The following is an 18,090-nucleotide window of genomic DNA, read 5'->3' as shown; positions in this document are numbered from 1 at the left end:
CTTCCTGTGTTCAGCGCAGGGCCAGGCCCAGTTCGCGCTCGAGGTCGCGCTGGGTGCGCAGGATGGCTTCGTGGAGGATGTCGAACATCTGCTCGATCTCCTCGCGGCTGATCACCAGCGGCGGGGAGAACACGCACTGGTTGGTCAGTGGTCGCACCATCAGGCCCAGCTCGTGGCAGTGCTGGTCGATGCGCAGGCCCAGTTCGGTCTCGAAGGCGTACAGCTCCGCCTCCGGCACGCCGGACTCGAGCATCTGCCGCACCGTGCACTCGACCACGCCGACCAGGCCCATGCCGCGGGTATCGAATACCAGCGGGATCTCGCGCAGAGCGTGCAGGCGTTCGAGGAAGTAGGGGCTGACCTCGCGCACGTGCTGCAGCAGGTTCTCCCGCTCGATGATCTCGATGCTTTTCAGCGCCGCGGCGCAGCACACCGGGTGCCCTGAGTAGGTGAAGCCGTGGCCGAAGCTGGCGCCCTTGGCGTTGTCGCCGGAAACCTCCTGGAACAGCCGCTCGGAAATCAGCAGGGCGCCCAGCGGCAGGTAGCCGGAGGTGAGACCCTTGGCGCAGGTGAGCATATCCGGCTGGATGCCGAACACCGCCTCCGAGGCGAACCAGTGGCCGAGGCGACCGAAGCCGGTGACCACCTCGTCGGCGATGAACAGCACGTCGTGCTGGCGGCAGATGTCCCAGCAGCGCTTGAGGTAACCCTCCGGCGGCACTATGACGCCGCCGGAGGCCTGTACCGGCTCGGCGATAAAGGCCGCGACGTTCTCCGCGCCGAGCTCGCGGAGCTTGTTCTCCAGGTCGGCGACCCGCGCGTCGCAGAACGCCTCCAGGCTCATGCCGGCAGGGCGGCGCGCCGGATTGACCGCGGGCAGGAAGTGGCTGAACGGGCTCTGGATGTCGAACCAGTTCTGGTCGCGATCCTTGCCGGTGACGGTGGCGCACAGGTAGGTGCTGCCGTGGTAGGCCAGTTCGCGGGAGATGATGTGCTTCTTCTGCGGGCGGCCCTTGAGGTTGTTGTAGAAGTGCACGAAGCGCAGGGCGGTATCCACCGCGGTGGAGCCACCGGTGGTGAAGAACACGTGGTTGAGGTCGCCCGGCGCCAGCTCGGCCAGCTTGGCGGCCAGCCGCACCGGCGTCGCGCTGGTCAGCGAGAAGGGGTTCATGTAGGGCAGCTGCAGGGCCTGTGCGGCGATGGCCTCGGCCATCTCGTGGCGGCCGTAGCCGATCTGCATGCACCACATGCCGCCGGGCCCGTCGATCAGGCGCTGGCCCTGCTCGTCATAGACATGGATGCCTTCGGCGCGCTGCACCTGAGTGCGGTTGGCCTGGCCGGCATCGCCCAGGTATTCCCAGGGGTGGAACCAGGTGTGGTTGTCGGCGTGGCGAATCTGCTCGACGGCGTCGAGGCTGCTTTCTCGACGGTTCATGCGGGCTCCTGGCGCAGTGGCGTGGCAGTGCCGACCGGCTGGCTGGCGGCCACGCTGCGTGCGGCCGGCTGGCTAGCGGCGGGCGCGTCGCCGGCGCTCAGAGCCTGGCGGATTTCCTGCTCGCGGCGGCGTTCGCGCTTGAGCATGTAGTGGTTGTTGACCAGCACCAGCACGGTCACCACGGCGATAAACAGGGTGCCGAGGGCATTGATTTCCGGGTTCAGCCCCAGCCGCACACGGGACAGCACCACCAGCGGCAGCGGCGTGGAGCCCGGGCCGGAGAGGAAGGCCGACATGATCACGTCGTCCAGCGAGATGGTGAAGGACAGTAGCCAACTGGCCAGCAGCGCCTGGGAGATCTGCGGCAGGGTGATGTCGAAGAAGGCCCGCAATGGCGTGGCGCCGAGGTTTTGCGCGGCCTCCAGCTGCGACTGGTCCATCGACGCCAGGCGCGACTGGATGGTGATGGCGACGTAGGACAGGCAGACCATGATGTGGCCGATCCAGATGGTCAGCATGCCGCGCCCACTGGGCCAGCCGAGCAACTGCTGCATGGTGAGGAACAGCAGCAGCATGGACAGACCGGCGATCACCTCGGGCAGCACCATAGGTGCGCTGACCATCGCGGTGAACAGGGTCGAGCCCTTGAACTTGCGGTAACGGGCCAGGACGAAGCCGATCCAGGTGCCGACGAATACCGCGGCGAAGGCGGTGGCCATGGCCAGCTTGAAGCTCAACCAGGCGGCGTCGAGCAGTTCCTGGTCGCGGAACAGTTCGCCGTACCACTTGAGGGAGAAGCCGGTCCACAGGGTGACCATCTTCGACTCGTTGAACGAGTAGACGATCACGCTGAGCAGCGGGCCGTAGAGGAACAGCAGCACCAGGCCGAGGAAAATGGCGCCGAAAATCTTGCCGGGGCGTTTCATATGCGCTTCAGCTCCTTGTTCTGGACGGTCTGGAACCAGGCCATGGGCAGCAGCAGGAGCAGCACCATGACGCAGGTGGCGGCGGCGGCCACGGGCCAGTCGGTGTTGTTGAAGAAGTCGTCCCACATCACCCGGCCGATCATCATCGAGTCGGAGCTGCCGAGAATTTCCGGGATCACGTATTCGCCGACGGTGGGGATGAACACCAGCAGCGAGCCGGCGACTATCCCGCGGGTGGACAACGGCAGGGTGATGGTGAGGAAGCTCTGCCAGGCCTTGGCACCGAGGTCGTGGGCGGCCTCCAGCAGGCGCATGTCCATCTTCACCAGGTGCGCATAGAGCGGCAGGATCAGGTAGGGCAGGTAGGAGTAGGCCAGGCCGATATGCAGGCCGATGTCGTTGCGATACAGGCGCAGCGGCGAGTCGATCAGGCCGAGCCAGAGCAGGAACTGGTTGATCAGACCCTGGTCCTTGAGCAGGCCGATCCAGGCGTACACGCGGATCAGGTAGCTGGTCCACAGCGGCAGGATGATCGCCATCAGCAGGACGTTGCGGTGCCGCGGGTTGGCGCGGGCGATCAGGTAGGCCGTCGGGTAGCCGATCAGCAGGCAGATCAGGGTGTTGATCGCCGCCACCTTGAGCGAGCTGAGGTAGGACGCCAGGTACAGGTTGTCGGTGAAGATGGTCCGGTAGTGCTCGAAGTTGACCCGGATGTTCAGCGCGTAGTCCTCGACCGAGGTCAGGTCGCTGTACGGTGGAATCGAGAATTGCTGGTCGGCCAGGCTGATCTTCAGTACCGCGATGAAGGGCACCAGGAAGAACAGCGTGAGGAACGCGAAAGGAATGGCGATGACCAGGGTCCGGCCCGACGGAACCCATCTCTGCAGACGGAGGGCGAGGGCTTGGCTGGTCATTGGTTGACCATCACCAGGCTGTCCGGCTGCCAGGCCAGGTGCAGGCGGTCGCCGTAGGTGGGGCGCTGTTCCAGGGCGTGCAGGGCGTGGTGCGAGACGTGCACGCCGAGCAGGCGGCCGCTGTCCAGGCGCACGTAGAACAGGGTGTAGCTGCCCATGTAGGCGATCTGTTCCAGGCGGCCATTGCAGGTGTTGCTGGTCTGGGCGAAGGGGCGGCTGGAAATGGCGATGCGCTCGGGGCGCAGCGACAGGCTGACGGGCATGCCGGGATAGCTGTTGAGCGCGCTGCACAGCTCCAGCGGCGCCGGCATCTCCGCGCAGTCCAGCGTCAGGTAATCGCCGCGCAGTTCACCCTGGAGCATGTTGGTGGAGCCGATGAAACCGGCGCAGAAGGTCGAGGTGGGGTACTCGTAGACTTCCTCCGGCGAGCCGAGCTGGACGATGCAGCCGGCATCCATCACCGCCAGGCGATCGGCCATGGTCATGGCCTCTTCCTGGTCGTGGGTGACCATCACGCAGGTCACGCCGACCTTGTAGAGGATGCTGCCCAGCTCGAACTGGGTCTGCTGGCGGATCTTCTTGTCCAGCGCCGACATCGGTTCGTCGAGCAGCAGCAGTTTCGGCCGCTTGATCAGCGTGCGGGCCAGGGCTACGCGCTGCTGCTGGCCGCCGGACAGCTGGTGCGGCTTGCGCTTGGCGTAGTCCTGCATCTGCACCAGTTGCAGCACGTCGGCGACCCGCTCGTGGATTTCTGCCTTGGCCACGCCTTCGCGCTTGAGGCCGTAGGCGACGTTGTCGGCCACCGTCATGTGCGGGAACAGGGCGTAGGACTGGAACATCATGTTCACCGGGCGGCGGTGCGGCGGCAGGTCGGTGATGTCCTCGCCGTCGAGGATGATGCGTCCGGAGGTCGGGGTTTCCAGGCCGGCCATCATCCGCAGCAGGGTGGATTTGCCGCAGCCGGAGCTGCCGAGCAGGGCGAACATCTCGTTCTTCGCCACCGACAGGCTGAGGCTCTTGACGACGGTATTGCCCTCGAAATCCTTGACCACGTCGACCACCTGGAGGAAGTCGGGTCGGCCGATATCGCTGGGCGATTTCTGCACGCTGGTTGTGTTGTTCATCTTGGCGTTCTGCTTTATTCAGGCTGGCGGAATGGCCTGCAGCCACGGAGCTGCAGGCCGCCAGGCAGGGCGCGCGGCCCTGCCGTTGCGACGGGGTCAGCCGATCAGGCGCTCGGCACCGCGCTTGAACAGGCTGCGGGCGATGATCAGGCGCTGGATCTCGCTGGTGCCTTCCCAGATGCGGTCGACCCGCACTTCGCGGTAGAAGCGCTGCGCGGCGTTGCTGCGCATGTAGCCGCGGCCGCCGAAGATCTGCACCACGCGGTCGGCCACGCGGTTGACCATCTCCGAGGCGACCAGCTTGGCCATCGAGCAGTGGGCGTGGATCACCGACAGGTCTTCGCCGCGGTCCTGCATCTTGGCCGCTTCGTAAGTCATCAGGCGCGCGCCCCAGATATCGGTGACGCAGTCGGCGAGCATGGACTGGATCATCTGGTGCTCGCTGATCGGCTGGCCGCCGACCACGCGCTGCTGGGCGAACTCGCTGGCCATCTCCAGCATGCGCTGGGCCGCGCCGAGGGAGCGGGCGGCGATCATCAGGCGTTCGCGGCGGAACCAGCTGCGGGTATAGCCCATGCCGGCCCCTTCTGCGCCGATGCGGTTGGCCGCCGGCACGCGGACGTCGGTGAAAGTATAGGTCGGGTGGTGCGAGGCGAAGTTATGGCCGAACAGCGGGTTGTCGATGATCTCGATGCCCGGGCTGTCGATATCGACGAAGAACAACGCATCTTCCTGGCCTCCGTCGGCATTCGGCACCACCGCCTGGACGAACATGAACTGGGCCTTGTTGGCGCTGGTGACGAACCACTTCTCGCCATTGATCAGGTAGTGCTCGCCGTGGCGCACGGCAGTGGTCTCGATATGGGTGTCGGAGCCGGCCTCGCGCTCGGTGATGGCATAGCACTCGGTCTTCTCGCCGGTCCAGATCGGCTTGATATAGGCCTCGATTTGCGCGGCGTCGCAGGCTTCGTACATCCACGAGTGGGCTTCGGAGATGCACCAACTCAGCGCGTTGGTGACCCGGCCGAGCTGCTCCCAGACGATCACCTGGTCGAGCATCGGCAGCTGCAGGCCGCCCTGGTCGCGGGGCACGTCCAGGCGGCTGAAACCCAGTTCGATGCCCATGGCGCGATGCTTGGCGGTGAGCTCCTTGGGCAGCAGGCCGTCGTTGAACTCGGCGGTTTCTTCGTGGGGAATCAGCACTTCGGCGAACTCGCGCGCCTTGCGTTGCCATTCCAGGGTTTCGGTAGAGAGGGCGTACGACATTACGGGTCTCCTGTCTTGTTGTACTTGTCAGGTGTTATTGAACGCTAATACAGCAAGGTCGCGTGGTCAACAGCGATCTAGCCGTCTATCTAGCGTAAGGAGGCTGCGTTATTTAATTATCTAATTGAAATATAAGTCTTTTTATCTTGTGAAAAATATATTTCGTTTTTCACGAGTGCCGTCTAAGCTCGGCCTCGACAGGTTCGCGAGCGGCGCCTGCCGCTGGTCGGAACATGCCGGGTGAGGTCGCGCTTCGAGTTGGGCTGCGCGCCGTGTTTGCTGGGCCTTGGCGGGCTTTTATGGCTCGGCTGGCTGGCTGTGACCGCTTGGTCGATAACGCTTGACGCTTATTGAATGATCGTTTTATCGTTTGTTGAACGATCATATAGCAGTGATCGAGTCGCCACCCGACCTGCCCGTGCAGGCCGCAAGGCGGCGAGCCAGTCCCGAGGCGGGCCTGGCAGGCATCCATGTGCAGTCGATAACAAGAAGGAAATAGCCATGTACGAGCGCAGCGCCTCCCATCCAGTCGCCGACGACAGCGACAACCACACCCTGCCGAGCTGGATCTACAACGACGCGCGCTTCTTCGAGCTGGAGCGCGAGGAGATCTTCTCGCGCAGTTGGCACATCGCCTGCCATGTCAGCGAAATCGCCCAGCCCGGCGACTACATCACCCTGACCTTTCTCGGCGAGCGGATCGCCGTGGCGCGCCTGCAGGACGGCAGCATCAGCGCCTTCCACAACACCTGCCGGCACCGCGCGCACCAGGTCATCAGCGGTGAGCGCGGCACCTGTAAACGCGTGCATGTGTGCCCCTACCACGGCTGGACCTATGGCCAGGACGGCGCCATCCGCGGCATCCCCGGCGGCAGCGAAGAGGACCTGAAGCAGGTCGGCCATGGCCTGTTGCCGGTCGATCACGAGGTCTACCTGGGCTTCGTCTGGGTTCGCCTGAAGGCCGAGGGCCCCTCGGTGGCCGAGCGCCTGGCGCCGTTCGCCGAGCTGCTGGCGGCCTACCGCATCGAGGAGATGGTGCCCAACGACGACCTGTGCGTCGAAGAGCACCCGATCGACTGGAAGAACATGATGGACAACTACCTGGAGGGCTATCACGTCGCCATGGGCCATCCGGGGTTGAACCAGATGGTCGAGGGCGGTTACGACGTCACGGCCGATGTCGAGCGCGGCACCAGCTACGCCACCCACCTGCTCAAGGACTACCCGGCCGGCGGCCCGGACGAGTTCGCCTACCTGAGCATCCGCTCCGCCGGCGACCACCTGCCGGGCGACCACGGCCGGCGCTGGAGCTACCTGTCGATCTTCCCCAACGTGAATATTGGCCTGCAGCCGGACAGCATCGACTACTTCATCTTCTACCCGCAGGGTCCGGGCAAGGCGACCTTCCGCACCGCCAGCTTCTCCCTGCCCAACGCCAGCCCCGAAGTGCAGGCCGCGCGGGTGGCCGCCGGGCGCATCTGGACCGAGGTGCAGGAAGAGGACAACCAGCTCACCGCCTCCGTGCAGCAAGGGCTGCAAGGCTCTGTCTACCAGTTCGGCTACCTGTCGCCGCGGGAAACCGGCGTGCGCGCCTTCCGCGACTGGATCCGCCAGCGCCTGCCGATCGCCCGCGAAGAGGCGCGGCCGTCGCAGCACCTGGTGCGCCTCGGCTGAGGCCGAGCGCTAGCAGCGCAATTCCCCCACGCATGACAACAACAAAAAAGGAACCTGCGACATGCATGCAATGAAGTGGAGTGCCCTCGCCCTGGCCGTTTCCGCGGTCGGGGTGCAGCTGGCCGTGGCTGGCCAGCAGGATGAGGCCCAGGGCTTCGTCGAGGACGCCAGCCTGGTCCTGCTCAACCGCAACTTCTATATGAACCACGATTTCCGCGATGCCGCGCCCGGCGAGCAGAGCTACCAGGAAGAGTGGGGTCAGGCGTTCATCGGCACCTTCGAGTCCGGCTTCACCCAGGGCACCGTCGGTTTCGGCGTCGACGCCTACGGGATGCTCGGGTTGAAGCTGGACAGCGGCCGTGGCCGCGCCGGCACCGGCCTGTTGCCCCTGGATAGCGAGGGGCGTGCCGAGGACGACTACTCGGAAGCGGGCGGCGTGGTGAAGCTGCGCCTGTCCAGTACCGTGCTCAAATACGGTGAAATGCAGGTCGCGACCCCGGTCTTCGACACGGCCGATCTGCGCCTGCTGCCGGAAACCGCCACCGGCTTCCTGCTGACCAGCAGCGAGATCGAGGGGCTGGACCTGACCGCCGGCCACTTCACCGCCTTCAATAACCGCGATTCGACCAACCGCGGGGACGAGTTCTTCGGCTACGGGGTCGACACCTCGGCCGGCGGCATCGACTTCGCCGGCGGCAGCTATACCGTCAACGACAACCTCAGCGTCTCGCTGTTCGCCTCGGAGCTCGCGCAAACCTGGCGGCAGTACTACGGCAACTTCAACTACAATCTGCCGATCGGCGACGAGCAGAGCCTCAACTTCGACGCCAACCTCTACCGCACCAACGACCATGGCGATGCGCTGGCCGGCGAGATCGACAACACCACCTACAGCCTGGCGCTGGCCTACAGCCTCGGCGCGCAGACCTTCACCCTGGCGCACCAGCGGGTGAACGGCGATACCCCCTTCGATTACGTCGGCGGCGACGCCATCTACCTGGCCAACTCGGTGCAGTACTCCGATTTCAACGGCGCCAACGAAAAGTCCTATCAGGCGCGCTACGACCTCGATATGAGCAGCTTCGGCGTACCCGGCCTGAGCTTCATGGCGCGTTACATCAGCGGCGCCGACATCGATGGCACCCACGCCGAGCAAGGGGGCGCCTACAACCCCTTCGACGAGGAAACCGGAGATTTCGTGCCGCTGCAGGGCGCCGACGGCAAGCACTGGGAGCGCGACCTGGAGGTCAGTTATGTGGTGCAGGCCGGCGCGGCGAAGGACCTGTCTTTGCGTGTTCGCCAGGCCACGCACCGGGCCAACAGCGATCAGGGCGAGGGCAATATCGATGAAGTGCGGCTGATCATCGAGTACCCGCTGGAAGTGCTCTGAAACAACGCTGTGACTGGTACTGGCGGCCATCGACCCGCTGCCTGAGTGGGGCGGGTTGGTGATTGCCGACTATCTCGATGTCAGGGCTTCAGGGCCCTGATGTCCCTCTGCGTGCAGGTCGATCATTCTTTTCCGCGAGTGTGTGAAATTGAACAGCCATTGCTCACCCGTCAGCCGCCCGGCCAGTGCACCGGCCGCAAGCTCGGGCGCGACACCGGCCTCGCGGCTGGAACAGGCCCGCTACAAGGCACTGGAGCTGTTCGCCGAGCGCGGCTTCGCGCAGGTCGGCATGCGCGAACTCGCTGCGCACCTGGGCATCCGTGCCGGCTCCCTGTATCACCACTTCCAGAGCAAGGAGAGTCTGCTGTTCGAGTTGATCGAGGAACTCTATGACGAGCTGCTCGAAGCGGCTGAGTATGCAGCCAAGGACAGGGGCGATGCCCGTCTGCCGGCGCTGTTGCGTACCCATATAGCCCTGCACGAACGGTTGAGCCTGCAGTTTATGGTCGCCGAGCGTGAGTTCTGCTGCCTCTCGCCGCAACACCAGCAGCGCATCCGGCAGATGCGCCTGCGCTACGAGGATCATGTGCTGGCTCTGTTGCTCGCCGGCGGCGCAACGGCTCATCTGCCGCTGCTCAGGGCTACTGTCCAGGGGGTCATCGCCTGGCTCAACAACCTGCCGAACTGGTTGACAGAGTCCAGCCTGCCTCCGACCGAGCGACAACAGGTGATAGTCGGGATCGTCCATGGCGCACTGGCCGGCGTGCTCAACAAGCCGCCTTGCGACCAGGGCATCGACACCCTTGCGCCATTACGGGCCAAAGGCTCCGGCCCGTGATCCTGCCACGCTGCTTCAGCAAATCCTGCGACCCCTGATTCGGGAGCGGGGCAGGGCATGCATAAGCCCTGGTTGGTCTGTCGATTGAGCGTGTAGCGCGGCTCCGTTGCGGGGAGTCGCGCTTTTTTATCTGCATGGGGCAGGTAATGCCTGATTGATTGCGCAAATCCCCAACCCAGAAATCCGCCCGTATACCTTACTTCCCCGTCCTTGGACTACCCCCGGAACGATAGACATCCCCGGCCTATAGCTAATGCTGTTCTGCGGTCATCCCAATAAAGCGACTCTTCGCATTGCTGTTGGACGCAGATCTCCTCCCAGGTGCTGCGCAAGGGGGGCATCACCCGACAGCAGGGTGTCTTCCATCTTCTGCAGATCGCGGATACAACCCAAGGCCAGGCGTCCTTGAAGTAGCCCAGCAGATCCTCGGTATACAAGGCCGTGCGCCGGTCGTAACCGCTGGCCTTGCCGACCCGCCAGCCCCGGGCGGCCAGGGCGTCAATGATGTCCTGCTGGAATACGGCTTCCTTGCTGTCAGCCATATACGACCTCATGTACTGGGGCAGGGGCTTGCGCGCTGGCCGGTGGCTGCCAGCCGCGTACGTCGATTTTGCCGGTGACGGCGGCGGAGATTAGGGCGGAGCAGCGTTCTTGAAGCAGTCCAGCTGCGTGCTCGCAATCGGATATTCCTTGCTCGAAGATCGCGGAAGACGAGGTGATATATCGTAAAACCTCAACCATCCCGTCGTGAAACCGAATAGAAAGGAGCGGGTGCACAACAGGCAAGCGAGGGGGACGTCAACGAAACGGGGAACGAACGGGGAAAGCTACGGCTTCAGAAACCCAGAAACGAAAAAGGCCCACCTTGCGGTGAGCCTAATTCGTTGTTTTGTATGGTGCCGGCACCAAGAATCGAACTCGGGACCTACTGATTACAAGTCAGTTGCTCTACCAGCTGAGCTATACCGGCATTTCAGGGCCGCCATTATATCCATTAGTTCGCGCGAGTAAAGGCCCTGCGCAGAGCAGTTTGAGGATGGCTTGGGCATCAGCAGCAAAAGGTTTATGCACAATGGGGAGGTGTGTAGGACCGGCGTGCTCAAATTTTGTGCGGTACTTCTCGGTTATTCGTAACTATATGGTTTTATTGCATTTTTACTTCTGGTTAAAAAATCATCAACTGCCGCTGAGCCTTGCTGTGCCGGCTTTGTGTGGGATTGCCCAGAAACTATCAACACAGTTATCCACAGTTTGTGTGGGCAACTTGATTGCGTTCGGCGAGCAGCATGAGGTTGCGTGGGGTGAGTTGGCTGGGGCAAAAGCCGCCTAGCTGCACCTGGTAGCCCTGCTGCTCCAGGTATAGGGCGCGATCCAGTAGCAGCCAGAGCTCCAGTGGGCGGCGAAACAGGCCTCGAACCAGTTCGAGATTGCGGACTTCGGCCAGGCGCTGCCAGCCCTGGGCTTCCAGTTGCGACCAGTCGCGCGGAGTGGGGGTTGCCAGGTTCTTCAGTGCGGCCAAATCGGTGCAGTAAGTGGCGAACTCTTTGTTCAGCCAGGCTGGGGGTAGTGAGGGGGTGGGCAGGTAGTCGTCGGCTCCGCGCAGCTCACGCTGCAGCAGGTCGAAGGCCAGCCGGCGCGCCATTGAGCTGTCGCGTTGGCGACGCACGCGTGCGCCGGCGGTGACGGTTTCGCTGAGGGGCAGAGCGAGGTCGTCCACTGACAGCGCGAGGGATGAAGCTTGTGCAGCTGCTGAGAGCGGTTGATAGCTAGGCGTGCTGATCCGGTTGTAGCAGCAGGGTGCGATGGCCAGTTGCGCGCAACCGGCGGCGCTGGCTAGCTGAATGAGGCGGACATGCAGGTCGCCGCAGGCATGCAGAGCGACAGCTGTGTGTGCGGCGCGGAGCTGTGGTCCGGCATCGACGGCCAGCACATCCTGCTGCAGGTGCTGGGTCTGTAGGCCGAGGCGCTGGCTCAGGTGCTGGCCGGCTTGTACCAACTCCGGGTTGTATTCCAGGCAGGTGAGGGCGTTACCGCCATGGGCCAGCAGGTGGCCGAGGTGGCCTTTGCCTGCGCACCAATCGAGCCAGTGCTGTGGTTGCTGGCGAAACTGCAGGCGGCTGGCGAAGGCTTGGATTTGCTCCCACTTACGCCCCGGTACATCCACGGCAAAACGCGCGGGCAGCTTCGCCAGAACCTTATGCGGCAGGTCGCCAATGGCGCTGAGTGCGGCGGCTTGTGCGGCCAACTCGGGAAAGGGTGGCGGCGCCTGGAGTCGCTCGGGCGGGTTGTGCGCGGCCTCGGCGTCGGCGAGGGAGCGTTGTCGTAGCCAGGTCGCCAGTTGTGGATGCTGGGCTTCCCAAGGCACATCTAGATAGGTGAAGGGTCTGGGGCGCCAGAGATATTGATGGGCCAGCAGAAAGCTATCCAGTGCCTGGAAGCGCTCTAGCAGTTGGGGGCCATGGAGTGGGATAGGGTTGGGCACTGGGCTTTGTAGCTGTGAAAACGGCTGCCGATTATAGCGCGGGCGTCGGTGATTGCTGCGCCACCCCTCTCTCGCGCGAGAGAGGGGTGGCCAGGGTTTAACGAGCCTGGGTAGCGTCGACCCGCAGCCAGCGTTCCAGCAGCTTGAAGCCTCTGACCAGCAGGAAGGCGATCAGCAGGTAGAACATCCCGGCGGCGAAGAAGATTTCCACCGGCAGGTAGGTGCGGGCGATGATGGTGCGGGCCATGCCGGTCAGTTCCAGCAGGGTGATGGTGCTGGCCAGGGCGCTGGCCTTGAGCATCAGTATCACCTCATTGCTGTAGGCCGGTAGGCCGATACGCGCGGCCCGGGGCAGGATGATGTAGAACATCGCCTGCCAGCGCGCCATGCCCAGCGCCCGTGCGGCTTCCACCTCGCCCGGTGGCACGGCCTGAATCGCGCCGCGCAGAATTTCGGCGATATAGGCGGCGGTGTGCATGGTCATGGTCAGGATCGCGCACCAGTACGGGTCGCGCAGGTAAGGCCAGAGCGGGCCCTGGCGAATCGCTTCGAACTGCGCCACGCCGTAATACACCAGAAACAGCTGCACCAGCAGCGGTGTGCCGCGGAAGAAAAAGATATAGCCGTAAGGCACGGCGCGCACATACCAGTGGCGCGAGGCGCGGGCGATGCCCATGGGCAGGGCGAGAATCAGGCCGGCGGCCACCGCAATGGCGACCAGCTCGAGAGTCAGGGCCGCGCCATCCAGCAGGCGAGGCAGGTGTTTGAGGATGACTTCCCAGTTCATGACGTGCTCCGGGTAAAGCCGCGGCCGGCGCGCTTCTCAAGAAAGTGCATGCCGATCATGGCGATGATCGTCAGGCCGAGGTAGATAAAGGCGGCGACCAGGAAAAAGGTAAAGGGCTCCTTGCTCGCGGTCACGGCGATCTGCGAGCGGCGCATCAACTCTTCCAAGCCGATCACCGAAACCAGGGCGGTGTCCTTCATCAGGATCATAAACAGGTTGCCCAGGCCGGGCAGGGCGATGCGCCACATCTGCGGCAGGATGATCCGCCAGAAGATCCGCGGCTTGGACATGCCCAGCGCCTGACCCGCTTCGCGGTGGCCGCGAGGGATGGCCAGGATGGCGCCGCGGAATACCTCGGTGGCGTAGGCGCCGAAACACAGGCCGAGGGCGATGGTGCCGGCGGCAAAGGCCTTCAGTTCCAGTTCCGGGTAGCCGATCACCTCGCCGAGGCTGCGCATCAGGTTGACGGTGCCGAAATAGATCAGCAGGACCCAGAGCAGCTCGGGAATGCCGCGCACCAGGGTCGAATAAGTGCCGCCGAGCCATTGCAATGACTTGTGCGGGGAAGTCTTGGCGAGCGCGCCGAGCAGGCCGAGCACCAGCCCCACCGAGAGCGCCGAAAGCGCCAGCTTGATGGTCATCAGGGTGCCGGCGGCTAGGGCCGGGCCGAATCCGTAGAGATCGAGGGTCATGAGAGACTACTACTAAGGAGCGGCGCCGCCCGGCTGGGCGCCGCCGCTCAGGCGGGTCAGTAGATGCTGAACGGGAAGTATTTGTCGTTGATCTTCTTGTAGGTACCGTCGGCGACGATTTCCTTCAGCGCAGCGTTCAGTTTCTCGCGCAGCGGGTCGCCTTTGCGCACGGCGATACCGATCTTGTCGTTGTCGAACACCGGCTCGCCCTTGAATTCGAAGCCTTTGCCGGCCTCGCTCTTCAGCCATTCCCAGTTGACGAACTTGTCGGCCAGCACGCCGTCGACGCGGCCCGAGGTCAGGTCGAGGTAGGCGTTTTCTTGGGTGTCGTAGAGCTTGATATCGATCACGTCGGCCAGGTTGTCTTCCAGCCAGGTGCCGGCGATGGTGGCGCGCTGGGCGCCGATCACCTTGCCTTTCAGGCTGGCCTTGTCGGTCTTGAAGTCACCCGCTTTCGGGGCGACGAACTGCAGCTTGTTGGTGTAGTAGGGCTCGGTGAAATCCACCGCCTGCTTGCGTTCATCGGTGATCGACATAGACGCGGCGAGGAAGTCGAACTTCTTGGCGTTCAGCGCCGGGATGATGCCGTCCCAGTCGGAGGTGACCACTTCGCACTCGGCCTTCATCTTGGCGCACAGGGCCTTGGCGATCTCGACGTCGAAGCCGCCGACTTGGCCGCTTGAGTCGATCAGGTTGAAGGGCGGGTAGGCGCCTTCGGTGCCGATCTTCAGTTTGTCAGCGGCAACGGCGCCGGTGCCGAAAGCCAAGGTGGCGGCCGCGGCTAGCAGGATCTTCTTGTAGTTCTTCATGCGGTGTTGCTCCGTGATTAGCGATTGCTGGACATGAATTGTTTACAGCGCGCCGACTGCGGGTTGTCAAATACCTGCTCGGGCGACCCTTGCTCTTCCACCAGGCCCTGATGGAGGAAAACCACTTCACTGGAAACCTGGCGGGCGAAGTTCATCTCATGGGTGACCAGCAGCATAGTGCGACCTTCGTCGGCGAGCGCGCGGATCACGTTAAGCACTTCTTGTACCATCTCCGGGTCGAGGGCCGAGGTGGGCTCGTCGAACAGGATGACCTTGGGCTGCATGGCCAGGGTGCGGGCGATGGCGGCACGCTGCTGCTGGCCGCCGGACAGTTGGGCCGGGTAGACGTGACGTTTGTCGGCGATGCCGACCTTGGCCAGCAGCGCCTCGGCCACCTCGGTGGCTTCGGCTTTGCTCTGGCCGAGCACGCGGCGCGGTGCCTCGATGATGTTGTCGAGCACGCTCATGTGCGGCCACAGGTTGAAATTCTGGAAGACGAAGCCGATCTGGCTGCGCAGGCGATTGATCTGCTTATTGTCGGCGGCGACCAGTTCGCCGTTCTTGCGCGGCTTCAGCTTGAGCTCTTCGCCGGCCACCAGTATCTGGCCCTGGTGCGGGTTCTCCAGCAGGTTGATGCAGCGCAGGAAGGTGGACTTGCCGGAACCGGAAGAGCCGAGGATCGAGATCACAGCGCCGTCGTGGGCGGTGAGGGAAATGCCCTTGAGCACCTCAAGGTCGCCGTAGCGTTTGTGCAGATTGCGAATTTCCAGCGCGGGCGTGGCCTCGGCCATGGGGTGTCCTCTTTCTTATTCGAATGCGCTCAGGCTTTAGGGTGGCCTTCCTGGCGAGGCGCCAAGCTAGCATAGCGCTTAGATGGGCGCCAAGCAGGCGAACACGGGTAAATGGGGCACGATGGCGAGGTTGTCGCATCGCTACAGCTGCCTGTCGCGCAGACACAAAAAAACCCGCCGATTGGCGCAATGCTGTTCGTTTAAGGACTCATTGCTCCAACTAGCGCCGGGCACGAAAATCCGGAGCCCTCACAGGCTCCGGATTTTTTATGTCCCTCACGGAAGATTTTGCGGCTGTCCTCGAAATAACCGAGCAGCCACTCACTCGATTGGCGGCCCTGACCGCGCACATCCCCAGCGACTGGCTGAGCTGCGCGGCAGTATCGCAGCCCTGTTCATCGTTCGCCGCCCCAGGCCATCAAGCCCCAGGGCGGTGAAGACTTCCAAGACCCGCTTTCCCGTCAACCGCGAGGCCGCACCGCTTAAGTGAACAGCATTGCCGGTTGAGGGGGACTCTGTGCAAGTGCGTGGCCGCATCCGGGCGGACGGCAGCGTGGTTGCAGAGCGCATCAAGCCGCGCGCCAGGGACTAGCCACCGCGCCGCTCTCAACCCTGCGCGTACCCGCGGCGCCCTGTCGCCCTAAACCCTGCGCACGACGGTGCTGTCCACATGATTGATGGTGGCGAGGATCTGCCTGGGCGAGGCCAGCGCTGGCGCCATGGTCCAGCGCTGGTAGGCGTCGTTGCCGATGCGCAGCATGCCTGAGTGGCTCGCCTTGTCAGCATCGACCAACGGGTCGGGATCGTAGAAGCCGAGGCTATAGCGCAGTTGCTCGATGTCGGCGGGCGCGCCGGTCAAGAACAGCCAGCCCGGCTCGATACGGTGCAGTTCGACGTAGGCCTTCAGGCTCTGCGGCGTGTCCAGCTCGGGCTGCAGGGTGATCGAGTACATGAAGACGTCGCGGCCCAGGCGTTCGCCCAACAGCTTTTGCACCAGCCGCAGGTTGGCCGTCGCGGTCGGGCAGATCCCGGCGCAGGAGGCATACATCATGTTGATGGCGACCACCTTGCCGCGCACCAGGTCGTCGTAGAACCGCACCGCCTTGCCTTCGTGGGTAAAGAGCGGCGTGTTTGGCAAGCGGCCGTCTGCGGCAGTAGCGCCGCGAACGAACCGCGGTGCTGCGCCGACCCCGTGCCAGGCGGCCCAGCCGAGCGCGGCGGCGCCCAGGGCGCCGAGGCCGGCCAGTAGATCTCTGCGGGTGTTCATCTGCATTCCTCCGGGCTCATGGGCCTCGTTGTCGCGCACTAGTCGTCCTCGCCCTCGATGTCCCAGCGCACCATCATCGCGTGGTCCTCGTGGATCACGTTGTGACAGTGCATGACGTACTTGCCTTTGAAGTCGCGGAAGCGCAGGAACACCCGCATGCTCATGGTTTTTTCCAGCACGTAGACGTCCTTGCGGCCGCGCTCGTGCGGCGGCACGGGCACCTCGATCTCATCGACTGTCTTGCTGAGGATGCGGCCTTCCTCGAAGTGGATGTGGATGGGATGAGTCCAGCCGCCGCCGTCATCCACCAATTCCCAGACCTCGGCGCCGCCCTGCTTGATCTTGGCCCGCGGGTTGTCCACGTCGAACAGCTGCTGGTTAACCACCCACAGGCCATTCTTGCGATCGAACTCCCAGCGCCGCACCGGCAATGCCGCGATTTCTTCAGGGGGGGGTAGGTCCGGCAACTCCCGCAACTGGTCCGGCACCTGACTCAGGTCCTGCTCCGGCGGAAAGCGATCGACGATGAGCTTGAGCACGCGGGTGCCCGGCGCCTTGACGTCCTTGGGCCCACGGGTGCTGTCCTGGCGCAGGCGGTTGACCAGGTAGAGCACGGTGCCGACCGGGTACTTGGAAAAGTCCACCACTATGTCGGCGCGCTCGGCCACGCCGAGCCGCACCTTGGTCTGGTTGCGCAGCGGGGCCGGCAGCAGGTTGCCGTCGTTGGCGATATAGGTGAAGCGCTGCACGACGTTGCCCGGGGTGACCAGATAGAACTCGTACATGCGGCTGGTCCCACTGTTGAGCAGGCGCAGGCGGTACTTGCGGGCATCCACGCGCAACACCGGCTCGACCTTGCCGTTGATCACCACCTTGTCGCCCAGCACGCCCTCGGCGTGGAGCTGGTCGAAGAACAGCTTGCCGTCCGGCAGCGGGGCGAAGCGCCGGTCGCCAAAGGCCAGCGGGTAGTCGTAGGGATGGCTCGGCAGCCGCAGCGCACTCGGGTTCGGATCACGCTCGTCGCCCGAGTCGATGTGGTCGAACAGCAGGTAGAAGCCGACCAGGCCGCGGTAGACGTTCGGCGCGGTGAAGTCCAGGGTGTGGTCATGGTAGAACAGCGTGCCCAGGGCCTCGCGAAAGTCGCCGATGCCGTTTTGCAGCTGATCGTAGCCGGCATAGATGTTGGGGTAGAAGTGGTCCTTGAATTCCCCGGCCCCTTGCCTTGGCCCTGAGTCGTCCAGGGTCGGGCCCGCGATATTCGGGCTATAGAAGTCGCCCGGGAAGCCGTCGCTCTCCGAGGGCGAATGCAGATTGTGCAGGTGGGTGGAGATCTCCGGGCTGCCGAAGCCGACGTGATCCTGCGGCAGGTCGTTGTGGATGCGGCAGAGGACTGGCTTGCCGTAGTGCGCGAAGATGGTGGCGGGCACGGTCGCGCCCGGTGTGGCGCCTCGGTAAGCCCAAACGGTCTGTAAGGGCAGATCCGGATGGGTCACCCATGCGGTGTTCTCCACGGCCCTCAACTCATAGAGTTCCGGCGCGCCCAGCACGCCGGTGAGCTCGGCGTAACGCTGGTGCGGCGCTCGCCCGGCTTCGCCGCCGGCGACATTCGGCGCCACCGTGGGGCTTGGGCTCAGGGTGCTGACGCTTTCGATCGGCACGATCTGCCTGGGCAGCTCCTCCAGCCAGGGCCTGGTG

At 64.0% G+C, this 18,090-nt stretch carries 16 protein-coding genes, 1 tRNA gene and 2 pseudogenes; 4 read left to right on the top strand and 15 right to left on the bottom strand.

All coding sequences use genetic code 11. The features are described from left to right. Nucleotides 1-10: 10 nt before the first annotated feature. The 5 genes from FFS13_RS09810 to FFS13_RS09790 form a co-directional block, all read right to left on the bottom strand. Nucleotides 11-1,435, bottom strand: a complete 1,425-nt coding sequence (locus FFS13_RS09810; protein WP_137818921.1) for an aminotransferase — start codon at nucleotides 1,433-1,435, stop codon at nucleotides 11-13. After that, nucleotides 1,432-2,361: an ABC transporter permease gene (locus tag FFS13_RS09805; protein WP_137818920.1), complete on the bottom strand. Its 930-nt coding sequence runs from the start codon at nucleotides 2,359-2,361 to the stop codon at nucleotides 1,432-1,434. The genes FFS13_RS09810 and FFS13_RS09805 overlap by 4 nt, the downstream gene beginning before the upstream one ends. Then, nucleotides 2,358-3,275, bottom strand: a complete 918-nt coding sequence (locus FFS13_RS09800) for an ABC transporter permease subunit (protein ID WP_137818919.1) — start codon at nucleotides 3,273-3,275, stop codon at nucleotides 2,358-2,360. Before FFS13_RS09800 ends, FFS13_RS09805 begins: the two co-directional genes overlap by 4 nt. Continuing rightward, a complete protein-coding gene (locus tag FFS13_RS09795; protein WP_137818918.1) occupies nucleotides 3,272-4,399 on the bottom strand; it encodes an ABC transporter ATP-binding protein in 1,128 nt (375 codons plus the stop codon). Before FFS13_RS09795 ends, FFS13_RS09800 begins: the two co-directional genes overlap by 4 nt. Before the next feature lie 96 nt (nucleotides 4,400-4,495). Then, the gene (locus FFS13_RS09790) at nucleotides 4,496-5,665 is read right to left on the bottom strand and encodes an acyl-CoA dehydrogenase family protein (RefSeq protein WP_137818917.1); all 1,170 of its coding nucleotides are present in this window, start codon (nucleotides 5,663-5,665) and stop codon (nucleotides 4,496-4,498) included. Between the two features lie 501 nt (nucleotides 5,666-6,166). On the opposite strand from FFS13_RS09790, the gene FFS13_RS09785 reads away from it, so the two are divergent. From FFS13_RS09785 to FFS13_RS09775, 3 genes are all read left to right on the top strand, one after another. Beyond that, the gene (locus tag FFS13_RS09785; protein ID WP_171006461.1) at nucleotides 6,167-7,339 is read left to right on the top strand and encodes an aromatic ring-hydroxylating dioxygenase subunit alpha; all 1,173 of its coding nucleotides are present in this window, start codon (nucleotides 6,167-6,169) and stop codon (nucleotides 7,337-7,339) included. 61 nt (nucleotides 7,340-7,400) lie between these two features. Beyond that, on the top strand, nucleotides 7,401-8,729 hold the full coding sequence (locus FFS13_RS09780) for an OprD family porin (protein WP_137818915.1): 1,329 nt from the start codon (nucleotides 7,401-7,403) through the stop codon (nucleotides 8,727-8,729). 142 nt (nucleotides 8,730-8,871) lie between these two features. Beyond that, the gene (locus FFS13_RS09775) at nucleotides 8,872-9,567 is read left to right on the top strand and encodes a TetR/AcrR family transcriptional regulator (protein ID WP_256657859.1); all 696 of its coding nucleotides are present in this window, start codon (nucleotides 8,872-8,874) and stop codon (nucleotides 9,565-9,567) included. A 215-nt stretch (nucleotides 9,568-9,782) separates the two neighbouring features. Here the strand turns inward: FFS13_RS09775 and FFS13_RS09770 are convergent, their stop codons facing one another. From FFS13_RS09770 to FFS13_RS09735, 8 genes and pseudogenes are all read right to left on the bottom strand, one after another. Continuing rightward, a complete protein-coding gene (locus tag FFS13_RS09770; RefSeq protein ID WP_137818914.1) occupies nucleotides 9,783-10,109 on the bottom strand; it encodes a hypothetical protein in 327 nt (108 codons plus the stop codon). Next, nucleotides 10,102-10,230 (bottom strand): annotated as a pseudogene (locus FFS13_RS20080) (restriction endonuclease subunit S); the annotation flags it as partial. The pseudogene FFS13_RS20080 and the gene FFS13_RS09770, both read right to left, overlap by 8 nt. A gap of 231 nt (nucleotides 10,231-10,461) precedes the next feature. Beyond that, nucleotides 10,462-10,537, bottom strand: a tRNA-Thr gene (locus tag FFS13_RS09760). 270 nt (nucleotides 10,538-10,807) lie between these two features. Next, nucleotides 10,808-12,049 carry a methyltransferase gene (locus FFS13_RS09755; RefSeq protein ID WP_137818913.1) on the bottom strand — a complete coding sequence of 414 codons (1,242 nt, stop codon included), beginning with the start codon at nucleotides 12,047-12,049 and terminating at the stop codon, nucleotides 10,808-10,810. A gap of 97 nt (nucleotides 12,050-12,146) precedes the next feature. Next, nucleotides 12,147-12,836 carry an ABC transporter permease gene (locus FFS13_RS09750; RefSeq protein ID WP_137818912.1) on the bottom strand — a complete coding sequence of 230 codons (690 nt, stop codon included), beginning with the start codon at nucleotides 12,834-12,836 and terminating at the stop codon, nucleotides 12,147-12,149. Then, nucleotides 12,833-13,528, bottom strand: coding sequence for an ABC transporter permease (locus FFS13_RS09745; RefSeq protein ID WP_137818911.1), 696 nt, complete (start codon nucleotides 13,526-13,528; stop codon nucleotides 12,833-12,835). Before FFS13_RS09745 ends, FFS13_RS09750 begins: the two co-directional genes overlap by 4 nt. 56 nt (nucleotides 13,529-13,584) lie before the next feature. Continuing rightward, the gene (locus FFS13_RS09740) at nucleotides 13,585-14,337 is read right to left on the bottom strand and encodes an ABC transporter substrate-binding protein (protein ID WP_137818910.1); all 753 of its coding nucleotides are present in this window, start codon (nucleotides 14,335-14,337) and stop codon (nucleotides 13,585-13,587) included. A gap of 17 nt (nucleotides 14,338-14,354) precedes the next feature. Continuing rightward, entirely contained in the window at nucleotides 14,355-15,128 is a 774-nt protein-coding gene (locus tag FFS13_RS09735; protein ID WP_137818909.1) for an ABC transporter ATP-binding protein, read from the bottom strand. Nucleotides 15,129-15,480: 352 nt separating this feature from the next. Between FFS13_RS09735 and FFS13_RS09730 the strand changes: the two are divergent. Then, nucleotides 15,481-15,618, top strand: a pseudogene (locus FFS13_RS09730) (IS4 family transposase); the annotation flags it as partial. Nucleotides 15,619-15,768: 150 nt separating this feature from the next. On the opposite strand, the gene FFS13_RS09725 reads toward FFS13_RS09730, so the two are convergent. Together FFS13_RS09725 and FFS13_RS09720 are read right to left on the bottom strand one after the other, a co-directional pair. After that, entirely contained in the window at nucleotides 15,769-16,395 is a 627-nt protein-coding gene (locus FFS13_RS09725) for an SCO family protein (RefSeq protein ID WP_137818908.1), read from the bottom strand. A gap of 38 nt (nucleotides 16,396-16,433) precedes the next feature. Beyond that, on the bottom strand, nucleotides 16,434-18,090 hold a 1,657-nt coding region (locus FFS13_RS09720), incomplete at its 5' end, for a multicopper oxidase family protein (protein ID WP_305956017.1).

The organism is Pseudomonas sp. 2FG, from assembly GCF_005502935.1.
Lineage (GTDB): Bacteria > Pseudomonadota > Gammaproteobacteria > Pseudomonadales > Pseudomonadaceae > Aquipseudomonas.
This window is presented reverse-complemented; position numbering and strand designations above follow the sequence as displayed.